Origin of the sequence: Pseudomonas sp. HTZ2 (assembly GCF_033173945.1) — a bacterium.
GTDB classification, from domain to species: domain Bacteria; phylum Pseudomonadota; class Gammaproteobacteria; order Pseudomonadales; family Pseudomonadaceae; genus Aquipseudomonas; species Aquipseudomonas guariconensis.
In genome coordinates this window covers 2,925,656-2,942,069 of record NZ_CP137332.1, presented here as the reverse complement: position 1 = coordinate 2,942,069, position 16,414 = coordinate 2,925,656, and the positions used below count along the sequence as shown (strand labels likewise).

The 16,414-nt window shown below is 60.2% G+C and carries 8 protein-coding genes; all 8 read right to left on the bottom strand.

Going from position 1 to position 16,414, the window contains the following annotated elements:
- Positions 1-3: 3 nt before the first annotated feature.
- Positions 4-1,113, bottom strand: coding sequence for an N-acetylneuraminate synthase family protein (locus R6G97_RS13615; RefSeq protein WP_317847098.1), 1,110 nt, complete (start codon positions 1,111-1,113; stop codon positions 4-6).
- A gap of 158 nt (positions 1,114-1,271) precedes the next feature.
- Positions 1,272-4,760 (bottom strand): glycosyltransferase, encoded by a 3,489-nt coding sequence (locus R6G97_RS13610; protein WP_317847097.1) that lies wholly within the window; start codon positions 4,758-4,760, stop codon positions 1,272-1,274.
- A 47-nt stretch (positions 4,761-4,807) separates the two neighbouring features.
- Positions 4,808-6,130 (bottom strand): lipopolysaccharide biosynthesis protein RfbH, encoded by a 1,323-nt coding sequence (rfbH, locus tag R6G97_RS13605; RefSeq protein ID WP_317847096.1) that lies wholly within the window; start codon positions 6,128-6,130, stop codon positions 4,808-4,810.
- Positions 6,127-7,200, bottom strand: a complete 1,074-nt coding sequence (gene rfbG, locus R6G97_RS13600) for a CDP-glucose 4,6-dehydratase (protein ID WP_317847095.1) — start codon at positions 7,198-7,200, stop codon at positions 6,127-6,129. Before rfbG ends, rfbH begins: the two co-directional genes overlap by 4 nt.
- Positions 7,182-7,952, bottom strand: coding sequence for a glucose-1-phosphate cytidylyltransferase (rfbF, locus tag R6G97_RS13595; protein ID WP_070571533.1), 771 nt, complete (start codon positions 7,950-7,952; stop codon positions 7,182-7,184). The genes rfbG and rfbF overlap by 19 nt, the downstream gene beginning before the upstream one ends.
- A gap of 361 nt (positions 7,953-8,313) precedes the next feature.
- On the bottom strand, positions 8,314-11,040 hold the full coding sequence (locus R6G97_RS13590) for a glycosyltransferase (RefSeq protein ID WP_317847094.1): 2,727 nt from the start codon (positions 11,038-11,040) through the stop codon (positions 8,314-8,316).
- Between the two features lie 53 nt (positions 11,041-11,093).
- Entirely contained in the window at positions 11,094-14,666 is a 3,573-nt protein-coding gene (locus tag R6G97_RS13585; RefSeq protein WP_317847093.1) for a glycosyltransferase, read from the bottom strand.
- 177 nt (positions 14,667-14,843) lie between these two features.
- The gene (locus tag R6G97_RS13580; protein ID WP_317847092.1) at positions 14,844-16,412 is read right to left on the bottom strand and encodes a flagellar hook-associated protein 3; all 1,569 of its coding nucleotides are present in this window, start codon (positions 16,410-16,412) and stop codon (positions 14,844-14,846) included.
- Between the last annotated feature and the right edge of the window lie 2 nt (positions 16,413-16,414).

Genomic DNA, 16,414 nt, shown 5'->3' with positions numbered 1-16,414 from the left:
GTTTCAAAGCCCCCGGTTGAGGATGAGGTTCTTGAGCGCTGGGGTTTCGCTGTAAGGGCCGTCGATATGATCGATGGTCAGACGCTCGTTGGCTCTGATCGGCTGCATCAGCCTTTCTCCGTTCATGACTTCGCGGCAGGACAACTGTCCTTTGTGCAAGGGGATGGCGAGGTAGAAATCTTTCTCGAATTCATCGTGATTCAGCACGTAACCGGGCTCCAGGTCCCGACGTGCATAGGCACCGCGCACCAGAGCATTGAGGTATTCGGTTTCCTTGCGCGAAATGATGCGTCGGCTGGCACTGATGCCGCCGCACATTTCCTTGGCCTTATGGAAGGCCTTGTACCAGGCGTCACATTGTTCGGGCAGCGAGCAGTAGTTGGAGACAGGAACACCTTCGTACTCGATGTCGATATGCCGCTCCCATGTGCGGGCACCCTTGCCGTAGGAAATCAGCATGGAGGAATGCCAGTCATGGTATTCATGGGTGGACAAACCGATGACATGACCTGGATAGCGGTTGCGCAGGTAGTCGATCTGATCGAGATGAAGTTCGTCGTCTTCGCTGGGGTATAGCGAAACGCAGTGGTTTATGGCTAACGGAATGTCACGCTTTTCAAAGAAGCGGACGATATCATCCAGATCCTTCTCCGACGCGCCCCCGGTCGAAATGATGGTCGGACGGCGAGTGGATGCGATTTTCTCGATCAGCGGCCAGTCGTTCATGTCGGAACTGGCAATCTTGATGATCGGCATGTCGAACTCGACGCACAGATCGACAGAGGCCTCATCGAACGGCGTAGCCATTGGAATGCAGCTCAGATTGCGGATCTCTTCAACCATCCGGGAGAACTCGTCCCTGCTCAGGCGAGTGTCCTCGGTCTTCTTGACATAACGCAGCTCAGTCGAGCCCTTGAAATCAGGGTGGATGAACTCGTCCACATCTCGGAACTGCAGCTTGATGGCGGCTTTGACATTGTTGAAGCGCGAGATCGTGCCGTGGTCACGGATGATTTTCAGCCCACGCTCCAGCTTGCCCCAATGGTTATTGGCAAGTTCGAGAACGAACAGGTTTTCGAATAAATCTTTGTCACGTTGGCTGATGGTTTTCATCGAGTACTCCCCATTTGCCTTGCTCAATTGAAAGTGGCGCCAGACGCTGCCGCTGGCTGCCGCAAGTCCTTATTTCAAGCCGCCATCACTGCAGGCCGCCCTGATTTCGCAGATTCGATGCCCGGCAGAACACAGCCGCTAGCCGTTTTGCCCAAAGCTCACCCCTCGAGCCATGTCTTGAGCCACTGTTGCATGTGGTGTTCATCCAGCATCCACTGGTCCAAAACCGTTTGACGCAAGCTAGCCGCATTGCTGGCAGTCATCCCTGGCTCGGCAAGGTGCATGCGTATCGCCTCTATCCAGGCCACGACTTCGTTCTTCACCCGCGTCACCGGCAAATCTTGGTAAGAAGGCACATCACTGCAGATCACCGGATAACCGCAAGCCCCGAACTCCAGCAGACGGAGGTTGCTGTAGCACTCATTGGACAGCCCTTCCCCCAGCGGCGCGAGGGCCACGTCCAGCGCCAACGACGCCAGTTTCTGGGGATATTCGTCGAACGGCACCGCATTGTGCAGTTCTCGCATGTAAGGCTGGATCGGTTCTGGGCAATGGCCCAGGCACACCCAGTCCACTTCGAGGTGCAAGACCTGGATGAGCTCCATCATCAGAGCCTGCATGGCTTCATCAACAGCGCCGCCGACCCAACCCACACGCGGCCGGCTGCCCGGATTGCGCTGGTTTGCCACCGCACCCCAGCGGGATGGATGTAGCCGATCAGGCAATACGCAAACCTGTTGACTCGAACCTCGCAACGCTTCGGCAAGTGCGTCGGTGGGTACCACTAATCGGTCTGACAGTGCGATGAAACGCTGCAATGCGCCTGCGCCAACCTGCAGCTCGGCCCTAAAGTCCGCGGCAGACACATCCGCCACCTTTATGGCATTGGTGAACCGGGCGCTACGGCGTAACACATCGAGCTGCCCCCCAGCGGTGGGCGGCTGCATGATCCAGGCATCAGGCTGAAGCCGCTCCAACTCCGCCGGCAGGTAATCGCGCAGTCCAAGGCGAATATCCGCCATTCCCGCAACACTCATGGACAATGCCGGATCGATGATGCGCCGTAAGCCATTGCCCTCAAGATTGCCAGGCATGGCCAGAACCACTGGCAGCGGCCGCCACGAGAGAGGGTTCCAGGCCAAGCCTGGGTCGGCTTCCAGTGTGAATCCCTCCCCTCGCAGCGACAGGCTACGGTTATAGGCCGGGTCACTCGCAATGAGCGGCAGCCACTTGGAGTACAGTGCATCCTGCTCCACTTCTGCCGACGGGATGCCTTTACCTTCAAATACCACCACCGCATGGGGTGTCCAGACAGTGAGGTAACCGGCCTGTCCCGACTTCAGGCAAAGGTCGATATCCGCGTAGGAATCTTTGAACTGCGGGCTGTCCATGCCACCCAGTGCTTCGTAAAGCTCCCGGCGAATCATCAGGCAGGCATCGGACACAGCACTGTAGTTCTGGTCCATTTCCAAGCGCTGCATGTACCCTTCATTGTCGGCCAGGCTTGAGAATGCAGAGCGTGCCGGCCCTTCCAAGCCCAGTACCAAGCCCGCCTGCTCAACCGTCCCATTGGGGTGCAGCAGTTTGGCGCCCACAACGCCAACCTCCGGGCGCTGCGCATGGTTGAGCAAGGCCTCCAGCCAATCCCCCTGGACGATGACGGCATCGCTGTGCAGCAACACTAGGTAATCGCCACTGGCGTGACGGGCCGCCAGGTTGCTGGCAGCGGCACGATTAAGCCGACCGGCATCACGCAGCACACGAATGCCCGGCACCTCCTGCGCCTTGAGGCCATCGAGCCAGGCGCGGGTGGCAAGGTCCGAAGAATCATTGTCCACCAGCAGGATTTCAAAGTGCGGATAGATGGTCTTTTCCATTACGGAAGTGACGCAGCGCTGAGTGCGCTCCAAGCCGCTACCTACCGCAATCGCTACCGTCACCCGTGGGGTATCCCCATGGCCATAATGAATGCGATGGATGCCTGGCCGGTGCATCTGCACCCGGGCCTGGAAGTAACCACGCCGATGCAGGTGCCTTGTCAGGACTGCTTGCTCCTGCGGACTGTGAAGGGCATCGGGTTGCGGGCTGATGAAAACCGGCTCGCTGACATGTGCCAGCCCGTCCAGTCCATCGGCGTCTTCGATTAGATGTAACAGCAACCCCAATTCGATGGCCCCGACACAATCCGGATCGAAACCACCCGCTTCGAGGAAGACATCTCGGCGATAGAACCAGTGGCGAGCCATCTTCCCTGGGCAGGAGAGGAACATATCCAGGTTGAAGTCAGGTCGAAGCAAGGTGCTCAGCTCGCCAGTTGAAGACACACTGACCTCATCGGCATATACAGCACGAACACCGGAGGCACCGAGCAGTTCCAGCGCCAGCATCAATAGTCCAAACGAGGTGAACGTCGTCCCAGCACGCACGAAACAGACCCACTGTCCTGCCCCTCGCTGCATGACGAGGTCATTGAGTGTCGCCGCTTCCCCATCCGCTGGCAGGTGGACTTCGATGTGCTGATAGCTTTGCGTCAACAGGCTTTGCCGAGTGACCTCGGCGGCTCCTGGCTGTCTGCCGGGCAGAATGATGAAATCAAAGCGCGGCAGATCGTGCTGGTGCTCTTCGAGGCGCCGAGCCATCAAGGTCACTTGAATATCGCTGGGAGAGCGCTGGCGCAACCAGCGCTCAATGGCCTGAGTGTCCACCTGCAAGCTGCCTGGGCCGGCGCTCACCTCAGTGGAGCCCCCTACAGACGGCGCACTGCACGGCATCGCCTGTGTTAGCTCGATGAACCGGGCAAGCTGGTCCCAGAAGCGATTCTGCAGGGCAAGGTATTTTTCCTGAACGGTGATCAGCCCCTGCCTGGCCTGTTCTATCGCCTGGGGCGTGTCTTCGAATGCCAACCCGTAAGTGCCGAATTCATCAACGCTCAACGGGACACCATCGAAGAAAGGTGACCTCAACACGACAACGGGGCAACCACACAGCATCGCTTCCATGGCAATGGACGTGGAAGCGAAGCAATAAACACGCTCGCTGCGCCGGAACATATCAGCCATTTCCTGACGCGTTGCTGGCCATTCATGTGTAATGACCGTGCAACGCGCCGCGAGCTCTGGGTGATTCTTCAATGCATCTGCATAGCGTCCCGGATAGATCAAACACCCTTTCCGGTGGGTGTCATAAGGGTTGTCTCGATTATTGAATATCGAGGTGTCGATAGGTGGCAGAAACAGCAGCCGCTCCGTACCCACCCCTTCCGGTAGCAAATGCTGCCCATAGGCAAAGATCATCTCCGAGTCCGGAAACTCGGTATCGCCCCCCAGCAAACCCGGTACGTTCAAAAGATAGCGCACGACCGACGGACTATTGGCCGGATTGCCTGGAACCACTTCCGGGTAAACAACGATGGGTTGTCGGCCAGCCTGTGCATGCTGCCGCTCCAACTCGTCTGTCAGCAGCGGCGTATGCCAAAGCGGGTTGGTCTGAGTTGGGTACAGATACGCATCCTGCCCACACCGGTTCAGCAGGTGGCAAAGCATGTGCATCACACGTATGCCGGCTGAGTTCTGACGATAGGCCGGCGCGACGATGTAGTACGGTCGAGGCGATGTCGCATACAAGGGAGGATGGGCGTGAGTGACCATTGGTTACCTTCCGGAGCGATGAGCCAACACGTGGAGACAGGCCCGCATCAACGCAGCCTGCGCACATAATCTTTGATATTGCGGGCGGCATGCTCGAGGTGCTCTTCGCCCAGCCCTGGCCACAACCCGATCCAGAAGGTGTCCTTCATGACCTTGTCAGTCACGCTCAGGTCGCTCGCTACCCGGTACTGCTGATCCTTCATGTACGGCTGGCGCGTCAGGTTGCCGGCGAACAGCAGGCGGGTGCCGATCTTCTGCGCATCCAGATGACGCAGCAGGTCCAGGCGCTCGACGCCACAGCCATCGCGCAAGGTCAGGGGGTAGCCGAACCAGGATGGATCGCTGTTGGCGGTGGCCTGCGGCAGGATCAACTGCTCGGCGCACCCGGCCAGGCGCTCGCTGAGCCAAGTGAAGTTGCGCTTGCGCGCGGCGATGAAGTCATCGACACGGTCCATCTGCGCCAATGCACAGGCGGCCTGCATGTCGGTGATCTTGAGGTTGTAGCCCAGGTGCGAGTAGGTGTACTTGTGATCGTACCCCTGCGGAAGGTCGCCCAACTGCCAGCAAAAACGCTTGCCGCAGGTGTCGTCCTCGCCTGGGCCGCAGTAGCAGTCGCGCCCCCAATCACGGAAAGACTCCACGATGCGCTTGAGCAACGGAGAGTCGGTGAACACGGCGCCACCCTCACCCATGGTGATGTGGTGTGCGGGGTAGAAGCTCAAGGTGCCCAGGTCGCCGAAGCTGCCGACCTGACGACCATCGTAGGTGGAGCCCAAGGCATCGCAGCAGTCTTCGATCAGCCACAGCCCATAACGGTCGCACAGTTCGCGTACCACCTTGAGGTTGAACGGGTTGCCCAAGGTATGCGCCAGCATGATGGCCTTGGTGCGCGGGCCGATCGCGGCCTCGATCAAGCTCGCGTCAATGTTGTAGGTGCCCATCTCGATGTCGACGAACACCGGCACCGCACCGAACTGCAGGATCGGGTTGACGGTCGTGGGAAAGCCCGCCGCCACGCCGATGACTTCGTCGCCTTTGCCAATGGCACGGTCACCCAGACGCGGCGAGGTCAGCGCAGAGAAGGCCAACAGGTTGGCCGACGACCCGGAGTTGGCGGTCAACACACCACGACGCCCCAGATAGCGCGCCAGGCGCTTTTCGAAAGCCTGGTTGAAACGTCCGGTGGTCAACCAGCCGTCAAGCACGGCTTCGGTCATGGCTTGCAGTTCCGGCGCGCCGATGACTTTGCCCGACGGTGGTACGGCATGCTGGCCGGGTACGAACCCGGGCGTGGCGAGCTCCAGCTCCGCATAACGGCCTACGAGTTCAGCAATTTGCTGGCGCAACTGCTGCGCCGTCTGATCAGTCATCGGTTTTCGCCTTCATGGTCCGCGATCTGCGCGCGGCAAAATTGCTGCATGTCCTGGCCTTCTCGCCAGGCGCAATGCCATTGGAGGGTTCGCTGCAAGGCCTGCTCCAGGCCCCAGCTCGGACGCCAGGCCAAGCGCTGGCGTGCCATGGAAGAGTCGAGGGTCAAAAGACCTGCCTCATGGGGCTGCGCGGATGGCTCGACCGCCCAGCGCGCCTCGCCAGGCCAAAGCCGGGCCACAGTCTCTACCACCTCGCCGACTGTTGCGGTGCCTTCGCTGTCGGGGCCGAAGTTCCAGGCCTGGGCGACCGCCTGCCCCTGTTCGATCAGCGCCTGGGCCAGCAGCAGGTACCCCTGCAGGGGATCAAGCACGTGCTGCCAAGGGCGCACCGCGCCTGGGTAGCGCAAGGTCAGCGACTCGCCGGCGTCCCAGGCACGCAGGATGTCCGGAAGCAAGCGATCGGCAGACCAGTCGCCACCGCCGATCACGTTGCCGGCCCGAGCGGTGGCCAGCGCCACGCCTTGGTCTTTCAAGAAGGACTCGCGCCAGGACGCGCAAAGCAACTCGACGCATGCCTTGCTGCTGCTATAGGGGTCATGCCCACCCAGGACATCCTGCTCGCGATAGGGCCACAACCACTCGCGGTTCTCGTAGCACTTGTCGGTGGTCACCACCAGGACCGCGCGAACCGAGTCACACTGGCGCACGGCCTCCAGCACATTCACCGTGCCCATGACATTGGTGGCATAGGTTTGTGCAGGCGTGCGATACGACTCGCGCACCAACGGCTGGGCCGCCAGGTGCAGGACGATCTCCGGGCGGAACGCCACCAGGCTGCTGGCGAGCCTGTCGGCATCGCAGATGTCGGCGAACTCACCTAAAACCCGCTCGGCCAGCCGGGCCTGGTCGTGGAGTGCGGGTGTGGTCTGGGGCGCCAGTGAATAGCCATACACCTCAGCGCCCAGTTCGCTGAGCCACAACGCCAGCCAGCCGCCCTTGAAGCCGCTGTGACCGGTCAGGAAGACCCTGCGCCCGGCCCAAAAGCTGCGGCTTACGGCCATACTCGCCATTGCGCCTCTCCGGACTTCCAGCGTTCTTCCAGGTAGCTGCGATCGCGCAGCGTGTCCATGGCCTGCCAGAAGCCGCGGTGGGTGTGGCTCATCAACTGGCCATTCTGCGCCAGGGAGCGCATCGGATCATATTCCCAGGTGGTCTCGTCGCCGTCGATGTAGTCGAAGATCCCGGGCTCGAGCACGAAGAATCCGCCATTGATCCAGCCGCCGTCGCCCAGCGGTTTCTCCTGGAAGCCGTGGACCCGCTCGCCACGGATATCCAATGCACCATAGCGTCCCGGGGGCTGAACCGCAGTAACTGTCGCCAGCTTGCCGTGACTCTTGTGGAAGTCGATCAACGAAGGGACATTGACGTCAGCCACACCGTCGCCATAGGTCAGGCAGAAGGTCTCGTCGCCAACATAGTCACGTATGCGCTTGATCCGACCGCCCGTGGCGGTGTTTTCTCCGGTGTCCACCAACGTTACGCGCCAGGGCTCGGCATTGCGGTTATGGATATGCATGCGGTTTTCCGACATGTCGAAAGTGACATCGGACATGTGCAGGAAGTAGTTGGCGAAGTATTCCTTGATCACGTAGCCCTTGTAGCCCAGGCAGATCACGAAATCGTTGATCCCATAGTGGGAGTAGATCTTCATGATGTGCCAGATGATCGGCTTGCCACCGATCTCGATCATGGGCTTGGGACGAAGATGCGACTCTTCGCTGATGCGCGTACCCAGGCCGCCGGCCAGGATGACTGTTTTCATTGTCGACTTACCTTAAGAGGCCGATGCCCCATGTCGGGCTGACAAAATACTGACCAATTCAGCAACTTGGCCTTTCAAAGCAAAAAGATTGCCAATATGGCACCGGGCGCATACGGCAAAACAAGAATAATTGAAGGGACCGGGGGGATTTGAATGGCGGCTCCCTGCGAGGCATTGTCGGAAAATTCGCTCGTGGGATAACCGGATTCGGCATGCCGCTCTGGAAACAACGAATACAGCGCAAGGCGCGAAGCGATCGCCCCAACTCGGATTGCCCAAGTTAGGGCCGGAGCCAGAACGCTTCATGGCCGCCGGGCACGATGCCTCGCATCATGCCCCGTCAATAATTTGCCTCGACGCGCTACGCCAACTGATCCAACCACGCCAATGTGGGCGTCGAATCGGCGCGCCCAACAAACGCAGACGGCCAACATGCCGACAGAGACAGCGCCACACCAACGTCTGGAACGACCGCTTCACCGACCTGCAATTGCGCCTGAGGCGTCCAAACCACCAATTGCCCGGCCTTGGCGGCCGCCAGACACAACTCGATATCGCCGCCCTTCTGGTCGTGCAAGCCGCCACAATGCTCGAACACCGAAGCACTCACCATCAAGCAATCGCCGGAAACGGCAGCACAAGTGCGAGCGGCCAATGGCCAACGCACTTGGACTCGAGCCTCAGCCGACAGCCCAAGCCAGGGCGCCGAAACCTCAGGCCCCTGCACGAGGGCATAGCCCGCATGCGCCAAGGCTCCATCGGCGGTCTGCAACAAAGCGCCTACCACACCGACTTCCGGACGCTGCGCTTCATTGAGCAATGCCTCGATCCAGGCCGGAGAAATGACCTGACAACGCTCGGACAACAGCACGAAGTATTCGCCTCGCGCTTGCTCGGCGGCCTGATTCAACAAGGCACTGCGCGAGGCCCCGACCTCTCCAACCACCAGCCGTACGCGTCCACCCAGGTGCTGCAACGCCGCCAGTTCATGATCGGCGCAAGCCACCAGCACTTCGTAGCGCGGGTAGCGGGTACGCTGCAGGACGCTGGTGATGCACGCCTCCAGTTGCGCCTGATCACCCTCGCTGGCCACAAGAATACTGATCAGTGGCGTAGCGGCATGCCGGAAGTCGATCAAGAGCCCCGCATCCTGCTGCTCCCGAACCTGGGCGCGATAGCCCAATTGCGTCAGGTGGCGACTGAGCACTTTCACGGCTTCTTCAGTCAATGCTGGGGACGGCTGATCGGCGATGACCAGGTAATCATCCAGATGCCCCAGGCTGCCCACCCCCTGGGCCTCGACCAGGCGCAGCAGCAGGTCGAGCTCCAGCGCCTTACGGTAGGTTTCGCTATACCCCCCCAGCTCCAGTACCTGCTGGCGACGCATCAACCAATGCCCGGACATCAACCCCGGCTGGCTACGCAGCAGGTTCAGGTCAGCGCCAGGACGGGCGACCTCATGCAACCGCCCTTCTTCATCGCGCTGCACTTCATTGGCACAAATGGCGTGGCACCCGGGCGACTCGGACAGTTCGACCAATAGATGCAAAAGGCCGCCAGCAAGTAGTTCATCACCCGCCTGCAGCAACATCAACCACTCGCTCGGCAACTGGCGCGCCACCTGATTCAGGTGCGCCACCCAGTTACTGTCGTTGACCTGAACGAAATGCAAGGTATCGCGCGCGGTGGTGATGACCGGCGGCTTGCCATTCTTAAGCACGACCAGCTTGAAATCGCTCACACCGCTGGCCAGCAAGCTGTCGAAGGTCGCTTGGAGCCCGACATCATCATTGGTCAGGTCCAGAGTCACGAAAGCGATCTGACCGGGAGAACGCTTGCCTAGGTACGCCTGGACTCGCTTGCGCGCGGCACCATCAGGTGTGGCGGCATCGAGCGCGGCGAGCAGTTGCCCCGACGCAGTGGCCTGCAGCCGTGGCTGCTGGTCAATACCTGGGACCTGCTCCAGGCGGTTGAGCCAGTCGCTCAGTTCGCGGGCACGGCCAGCGTCATCCGGATTGGTAAGCGTCGCCATCAACTGTTGGCACACCCGAGGATCGAACAATCCCAACGCCAGGGCCTGCCAGTAACGCAATTGCAAACTCTCGGCGGTGTCGTTCGGGTGAACCTGCATCAGGTGACGCTGCCTTACCCAGCCCCCTTCCAGAGCGTGGTGCTGTGCCGCTCCCGCCGGCCATGCGTGGCATAGAAACTCCAGCGCCGTCAGTTGAGCGAACACCGCGCCGTTGTAGTAGGGCATTTCGACGTACTGGCGAGGCTCGAACAGGCGCTTCGGATCATCATTCACGCTGGTCCAGTTGGAGACGAACAGCAATGGCGCATTGCCGTGGTCGTAAGTGGCTCGAACGAAGCGATTGAGTACGGCATATCCCGCATCGTCGACACACACAGCCTGATGCTCGCTATCCCATTGGCGCAAGTCTCGCAGCGCTTGGTTCACTTGCTCACCACGCACAACCGGGTTAGCTGGGGCAGGCTCGTAAGTGCAGAGCACATCAGTCTGCTCGAGCAGGGTGACCACGCCCTGCGTGAGCAATGCGTAGGACACGCCCAGGCAGAACGCCGCGAAGTCAGGTGCAACAGGCATGCTGGCCAATGCCTCCTGCAAGGCCGCCACCCGAATCACTGCACGCCACGCCTGGCGCTCGGCCTGGCCATGCTGGTCCAGACGCGAACGCGCATCCTCTCCTTCCTGCACAGGCGTTGCCGCGCCAAGCTTGTGATACATCACTTGGGCATTACCCACGACAAAGCCCAACGCGTGCCCCTGTGCCGCTATCGCCTGTGGCTGCTGGTGCAGGCAAGCTGCTGCCCCGCGCAGCGCTGGTGCGAGCACGAAGTCGGCTTCCAGCGCCAGCGTTACGAACGGCGTAACGACTTGCTTCAGCAAGTGGCACAGCGACTCACGATAAGCCTGACCAGCACGCTCAACCGGCAGCGCATCCAGCACTAGGCATGGCACACCAGCCTGCTGGTAATAGTGCAGCGCACGTGAACGGTAATCGGCCTTGCCCTGCCCCAGCAGAACGACGGTCACCTCATTACGGGGTGCAGTTGCAATGTCGGCCATAACGCCCTCTTCAAAAATATCGGTTCAACCCCGGCCGTACCGGGTACCCAGATTCAATCCGCCAACCAGGCATTGGCCCAGTGCTGCAGGTGATGCGGTGTCAGTACATAGTCGCGCAGCACCGCCTCGCGCAGGGCATCGCCCTGGCGGTAGCTGGCCTGCGGGTCGGCAAGGTGCATACGAATCGCCTCCAGCCACTGCTCAGTCGTGTTGTTCTTCACGCGCGTACAAGGCAGGTAGCCGGCATAAGCCTTGGTATCCGTACAGATGACCGGATAACCACAGGCGCCATATTCCAGAAGCCGCAAATTGCTCTTGCAGTCGTTGAACAGGTTCTGCTCGAGTGGTGCCAATGCCAGGTCGAGGTTGAGACTGGCCAGCTTGCGGGGGTACACGGCAAATGAGATGCCCGGGTGATACTCCTTCACATAGGGCCGCAATACGTCCGGGCACATCCCAAAGAACACCCAGTCAACCTCATCGGCCAACGTCTTGATCACGCCCTGCAACAGCTCCAAGTCGCCTCGGTGACTGGTGCCCCCCGCCCACCCTACACGGGGTTTGGCGCTGACCTGACGCAGACTGGAAAGCCCTGTCCATAGCGGCGCCGAAAGCATGTTGGGGACGACACGAATATCGTGATGCATACTCGACAATGCATCAGCCAAAGGCTCGGTGGATACCACTACACGATCGCAGAGGCCAATGCACGCGCCCAGCACTTCGCGAATATTGCTTGGCATATTGCGTACGTGGTCGTTCTTTTTCGAAGGCTCGACGACATAGTCATCCAGCTCGTAGATCCGCCTGGCGTTGGAGAGACGCTTGACCTGACTGATTTCTCGAATGTTGTGATGCATGTAGCGACACTGCAGGATGATCACATCCGGCTTCTCCCGCTCCAACTCGATGATGCCCGGCGTACTGTAGTTGATCCGGCCCTGGATCCAGCCAGCACGTTCCAACTCGGTGAACGGCTGAACAACCCGATAATGCCCGACCGCATTGGTATTGCTCGGCAAGGCAAGTACCGACGGCATGGCTCGCGCAATGAAAGGGTCCCACCCTGCGCACAAGCCGGGCTCGAAATTGAAGTTGGCCAATTTCAGGCTGAGGTTTCGATTGTACGCAGGGTCCCATGCGCTCCACGCCAACCAACGCTCGAAGAACACGTCGCTGTCAGTTGTCTCGACGTGACTGTTAAGTGCCGGGGCCTCCTTGACAGGGGTCATGACAACTTTCGAAGCGGGCGTCCAAACAGACAGGAAACCTTGCGCGCGCGCGCGCAAGCACAGGTCTGCATCGAAAAGCGATTGCTTCAGGCTGGTGGTATCCAACCCTCCCAGCTCACTGAACAACTGATGGCGCACTACCAGGCAGTCAAGGCTCAGCGCGGTCCAGTTCTGCACCAGGCTCAGCCGGTTCATGTAACTGTCAGCGTTGACCGCACAGCCGATGAAGGGACTGCCAGCACTCCCGTTGAGGCCAAGCACCAACCCTGCACAGAGCACCCTGCCGTCGCTGGAGAACAGTTTCGGCCCCACCAAGCCCACTTCCGGGCGCTGGGCATGCCCCATCAATGCCTGGAGCCACTGGTTATCGAACAGCACGCACCCGCTATTGAGAAGCAATAGGTACTCACCACGCGCCTGAAGGCTGGCCTGATTCAGGCTTTGCGCCTGCCCCTGGGCTGCAACCTGGACAACGCGTAGCTGTTCACTCTCCAACGTACCCATCACCGCCAGCCAGTCGATCACGTCGGCGGGGGTGCCCTCATCGGCAACCAGCAATACCTCGAAATCCGGGTATGCCGTGTTCGCCAGGAGCGATTCTACGCAGCGTATTAACGCTGCCAGCTCCACACCGGCGTGGATCAGGATCGAGACACTCGCTGCACGCTCATGGCGATAAGTGACATGCGTCATCAAACTGCCGTCCACCCCCTCCACCTGAGCGTCCACACCCAAGCGCTGAAGATGCGCCTGCACGACGCGCACCGCCTGCGCTTGGCCACGCGGGTCGTCCTGCCAATGGGCGAAGGTGCCCTCGCAGTGCACCAACACTTCGGCAATGTGCTCTATGGTTTGCAAGCCGTGGGCTTCGACCATGCGCCAGAGCAAATCCAGGGGCGCCAGCGTGTCGAATACCGGGTCGAAACCACCTGCGATACACAACGCATCTTTCCTGAAGGCCAGCAGCCGCCCCACATAGGGCATGCTGCGCATCAAGTCGAGGTTGAAGTCAGGCTTGAAGATCGGGCTCGAAGGCGCAAGCGTGTCGTGGCTACCCTCATCGCTGTAAAGGCACGTGCAATCGGTGCGCAATGCCATGCGCTCGGCCATGATCAACAGGGCGTGGGCATGCAGGCGGTCGCCTGCCCGTAGCAGGTAGATCCAATCGACTGGCTCGTGATGCGTCAGCCAACGGTTGAGCTGGACAAAATCATTACCCTCTCGAACGAGGAGCTGGGCATTGAAACCCAAGTCTCGGACAGAGGCCGGCCCCACGATCAAAACCTGGCTTGCAGCATAGGATTGCACCGCCAGGCTGTCCATCGTGGCGCGCAATGCGCGCTCATCGCCTGCTTCACAGAAGATCACTGGCACGATGCGTGGCAGGCTGGGCCATTGCTCTATGCGTTTGGGCAACAGGCGCAATTGCCCAGGCGACAGCTCCCTACAGTCCAGCCATTGGGCATACATTTCGGCGAAATCGAGGCTGTCGGTACCCACCTGCTGGTTGAGGTTGCCCATCTGCTTGGAAAATGCGGCACGCATGTCCATTTCTTTCCAGGCCTGGCCCTCCTCGCCTGAATACAGCGCGAGCAGTTGGTAGCGAACCCAGCCCGCGGAAGGTGCTGATTCGCCGGTGCGCGCAGCCAACATTTGCAGCAACCATTCGGTTTCGACCTTGAACGCCTCGGTCATGAAGGACTGATGGCTGAGCCTACCGGGATATACCCGCTCGAGACTCAGGATCTCCTGCAAACTGCACAGGTCGCCGCGCCGCAACAAGCAGGCATACAAGGCCAAATCCAGGCGGGCAATGAACCCTTGGCCGTCCTGCACCAGCGAGGCCAGATACTCCTCCACCTGAGCACGACGGAACAAGGCATGGCTGATGCCGCCAAACAGATTCGGTGCATTATCCGCGATGCTGTCCAACAGGTCGGTACCTTTGAGCACCGCACTTTCAGGCGAAATGACAAAGTTCAGAGGACGCGATGGCAGCAGCACATCATCGGCGGCACAGACCAGGCGCTGGCAAATGACCATACTGACCTGGGGCCAAGCATCGATGGCGTTTGCCTGGAGGCTGATGCAATGGCCCAGCAACGTATCGTCGTCACACAGGAACTTGATGTACACACCGGACGATTGCGCCAGGCACGCCATGAGGTTGCGGGCAAAACCCAGCCGCTGTGGGTTACGCACGTACCTCAGCGGGTGGCGGGACGCACTGCCCAGCTCCGCGCAGATCGCCTCGATATCCTCACCCGCACTGTCATCACAGACGACGACTTCCAGATTTGGGTAATCCTGCGCCAATGCACTGGTCAGCGTACTACGGAAAAAATCAGGATTGAACGCTGGAATGGCAATGCTGACGAGGGGATGTATGCTCACGGGCGCTCACTTACACGATGGGGCGTTGTGTTCATGACCGCCCGCACCCTATGGAGGGTCAGCCCCTGCCATAAAGCCCAGCGCCACGAACCTGGCGTGCGGCGCAAATGACGGTGCGCCATGGTGGAAGGCAAGGCGGCGCAACTATACGAACCGCCTTGCACGCGACAGAAATACTCAGATGTAGTTGACCAACGACAGCCCAGCGATCTTGGCATACGACTGCATCGAAGCCTGCAGCATGTTCTTCTGCATCTCCAACCGAAGCATCACTTCCCCCGGATCGCTTTCGCGGATCGAGCTCTGGGTCTTCTTGTTCTCGGTGCTCAGCGCTTCATTGGTCTCTGCCTGGACGTCGAGCGCCTGACCGCGTCCACCAATCGAGGAAATCGAAGCGGACACCTGATTGGTGGCACTGGCAACGTTGCCGATTGCCGAATCCAACGAGGCCAGGAAGGTCTGACGGGCCGCTGGGTCGTTGTCCATCGGCGTGGTCAGTGCTTTACGCAACTGCCCGATGGTGTCGAGGATATTCTGAGTCTGGTGGTTATCGACCTTGACCCCAAACGAGTCCCCGGCATTCGGCGTGCCGGACAACTCGAAGCTGACGCCAGCAGCCGTGGCGGTGGTACCGCTCAGCGTGCCGGTGGAAATCGGCCGGCTATCGCTGGTCATGGGCGCGGCGTACAGCTCGAAGTCCGTGGCGCTGGTGAACTTGAGCACTGCGCCCCCCCCAGGGAAGGCGGCCTTGTAGAGGGTTGGATCGCTGATGGTGGCATCGGTGACCTGGGCCGAGGAGGTATTGCCAGGGCTACGGGTGCCGGCAATGGAGTCAGCCTTGGAACTCAGGCTGAACGTATGACCGGCCAAGGCAGCATCCGGGTTCGCCTCATCACCTGGCTGGAAGGTGACCTTCAAGCGCAGGTCGACACCACGGAAGCTGATGCTGCTGTTATCGCCATTAGGGTTGAAGGTCCCGCCCTGGCTGGCTTCCAGGGTCACATCCGTCCCATTGGCATCGAGAATCTTGAACTGGGTGCTGCTGGTGAACTCGATGCTGTACGGCTCGCCACTGCGGAAGCGGTCGTTGTACGTCGCACTACCGGAGACTTGGCCATTGGACAGGCTGATACGGCCATCGTCGATCGCCGGAACTGTCAGGTGGGTCTCGCTGCGGCTGGTATTCAGCGCCTGCTCGAACGCGTCGTAACCAGTCTCGTTGGCCGCCAGGCTGAGCATGTCGCCCACTTGCAGATTCAATTTGCCCTGGTCACCCTGGTAGGTGTAGGTGCCGTCAGAATTGCGCACATAGGGCGGGGTGTCGCCCTTGGAGCCGGAGAACAGGTACTTGCCGTTCTCATCCTTGCTGTTCATCAGCGAGAACAGTTGCTCCTCAAGCGACGCCAGTTCATCGGCGTTGGCCTTGCGGTCAGCATCTGTGAAACCACCATTACCGGAGCTCACCGCCAGCTCGTTGACGCGCTGCAGGATGGTACCAATGGCATTGAGCGTGCTTTCGCTGGTGCCCAAGGCGTTGCGCACGTTGACGATATTGTCGCTGTACTGCTCCAGCATGTTCTGCTGCTGCTCCAACTGCAGCAGGCGCGCAGCGCCCACCGGATCGTCGGCGGCGGTGCGGATGCGCAGGAAGTCGCTGGCCTCCTGGCTCGTCTTGTTGACGTTGGAGAAGGTGCGCTGGTAGTTGGCGCTGCTGGTGTTGTAGAACTGCGAAGTGGAGATGCGCACGG

What these genes read in the sequence shown, in the direction of transcription:
- R6G97_RS13615 (WP_317847098.1), bottom strand. Translation starts at nt 1,113, where the DNA reads ATGAAAACCATCAGCCAACGTGACAAAGATTTATTCGAAAACCTGTTC.
- rfbH (WP_317847096.1), bottom strand. Translation starts at nt 6,130, where the DNA reads ATGACTGATCAGACGGCGCAGCAGTTGCGCCAGCAAATTGCTGAACTC.
- rfbG (WP_317847095.1), bottom strand. Translation starts at nt 7,200, where the DNA reads ATGGCGAGTATGGCCGTAAGCCGCAGCTTTTGGGCCGGGCGCAGGGTC.
- R6G97_RS13590 (WP_317847094.1), bottom strand. Translation starts at nt 11,040, where the DNA reads ATGGCCGACATTGCAACTGCACCCCGTAATGAGGTGACCGTCGTTCTG.
- R6G97_RS13610 (WP_317847097.1), bottom strand. Translation starts at nt 4,760, where the DNA reads ATGGTCACTCACGCCCATCCTCCCTTGTATGCGACATCGCCTCGACCG.
- rfbF (WP_070571533.1), bottom strand. Translation starts at nt 7,952, where the DNA reads ATGAAAACAGTCATCCTGGCCGGCGGCCTGGGTACGCGCATCAGCGAA.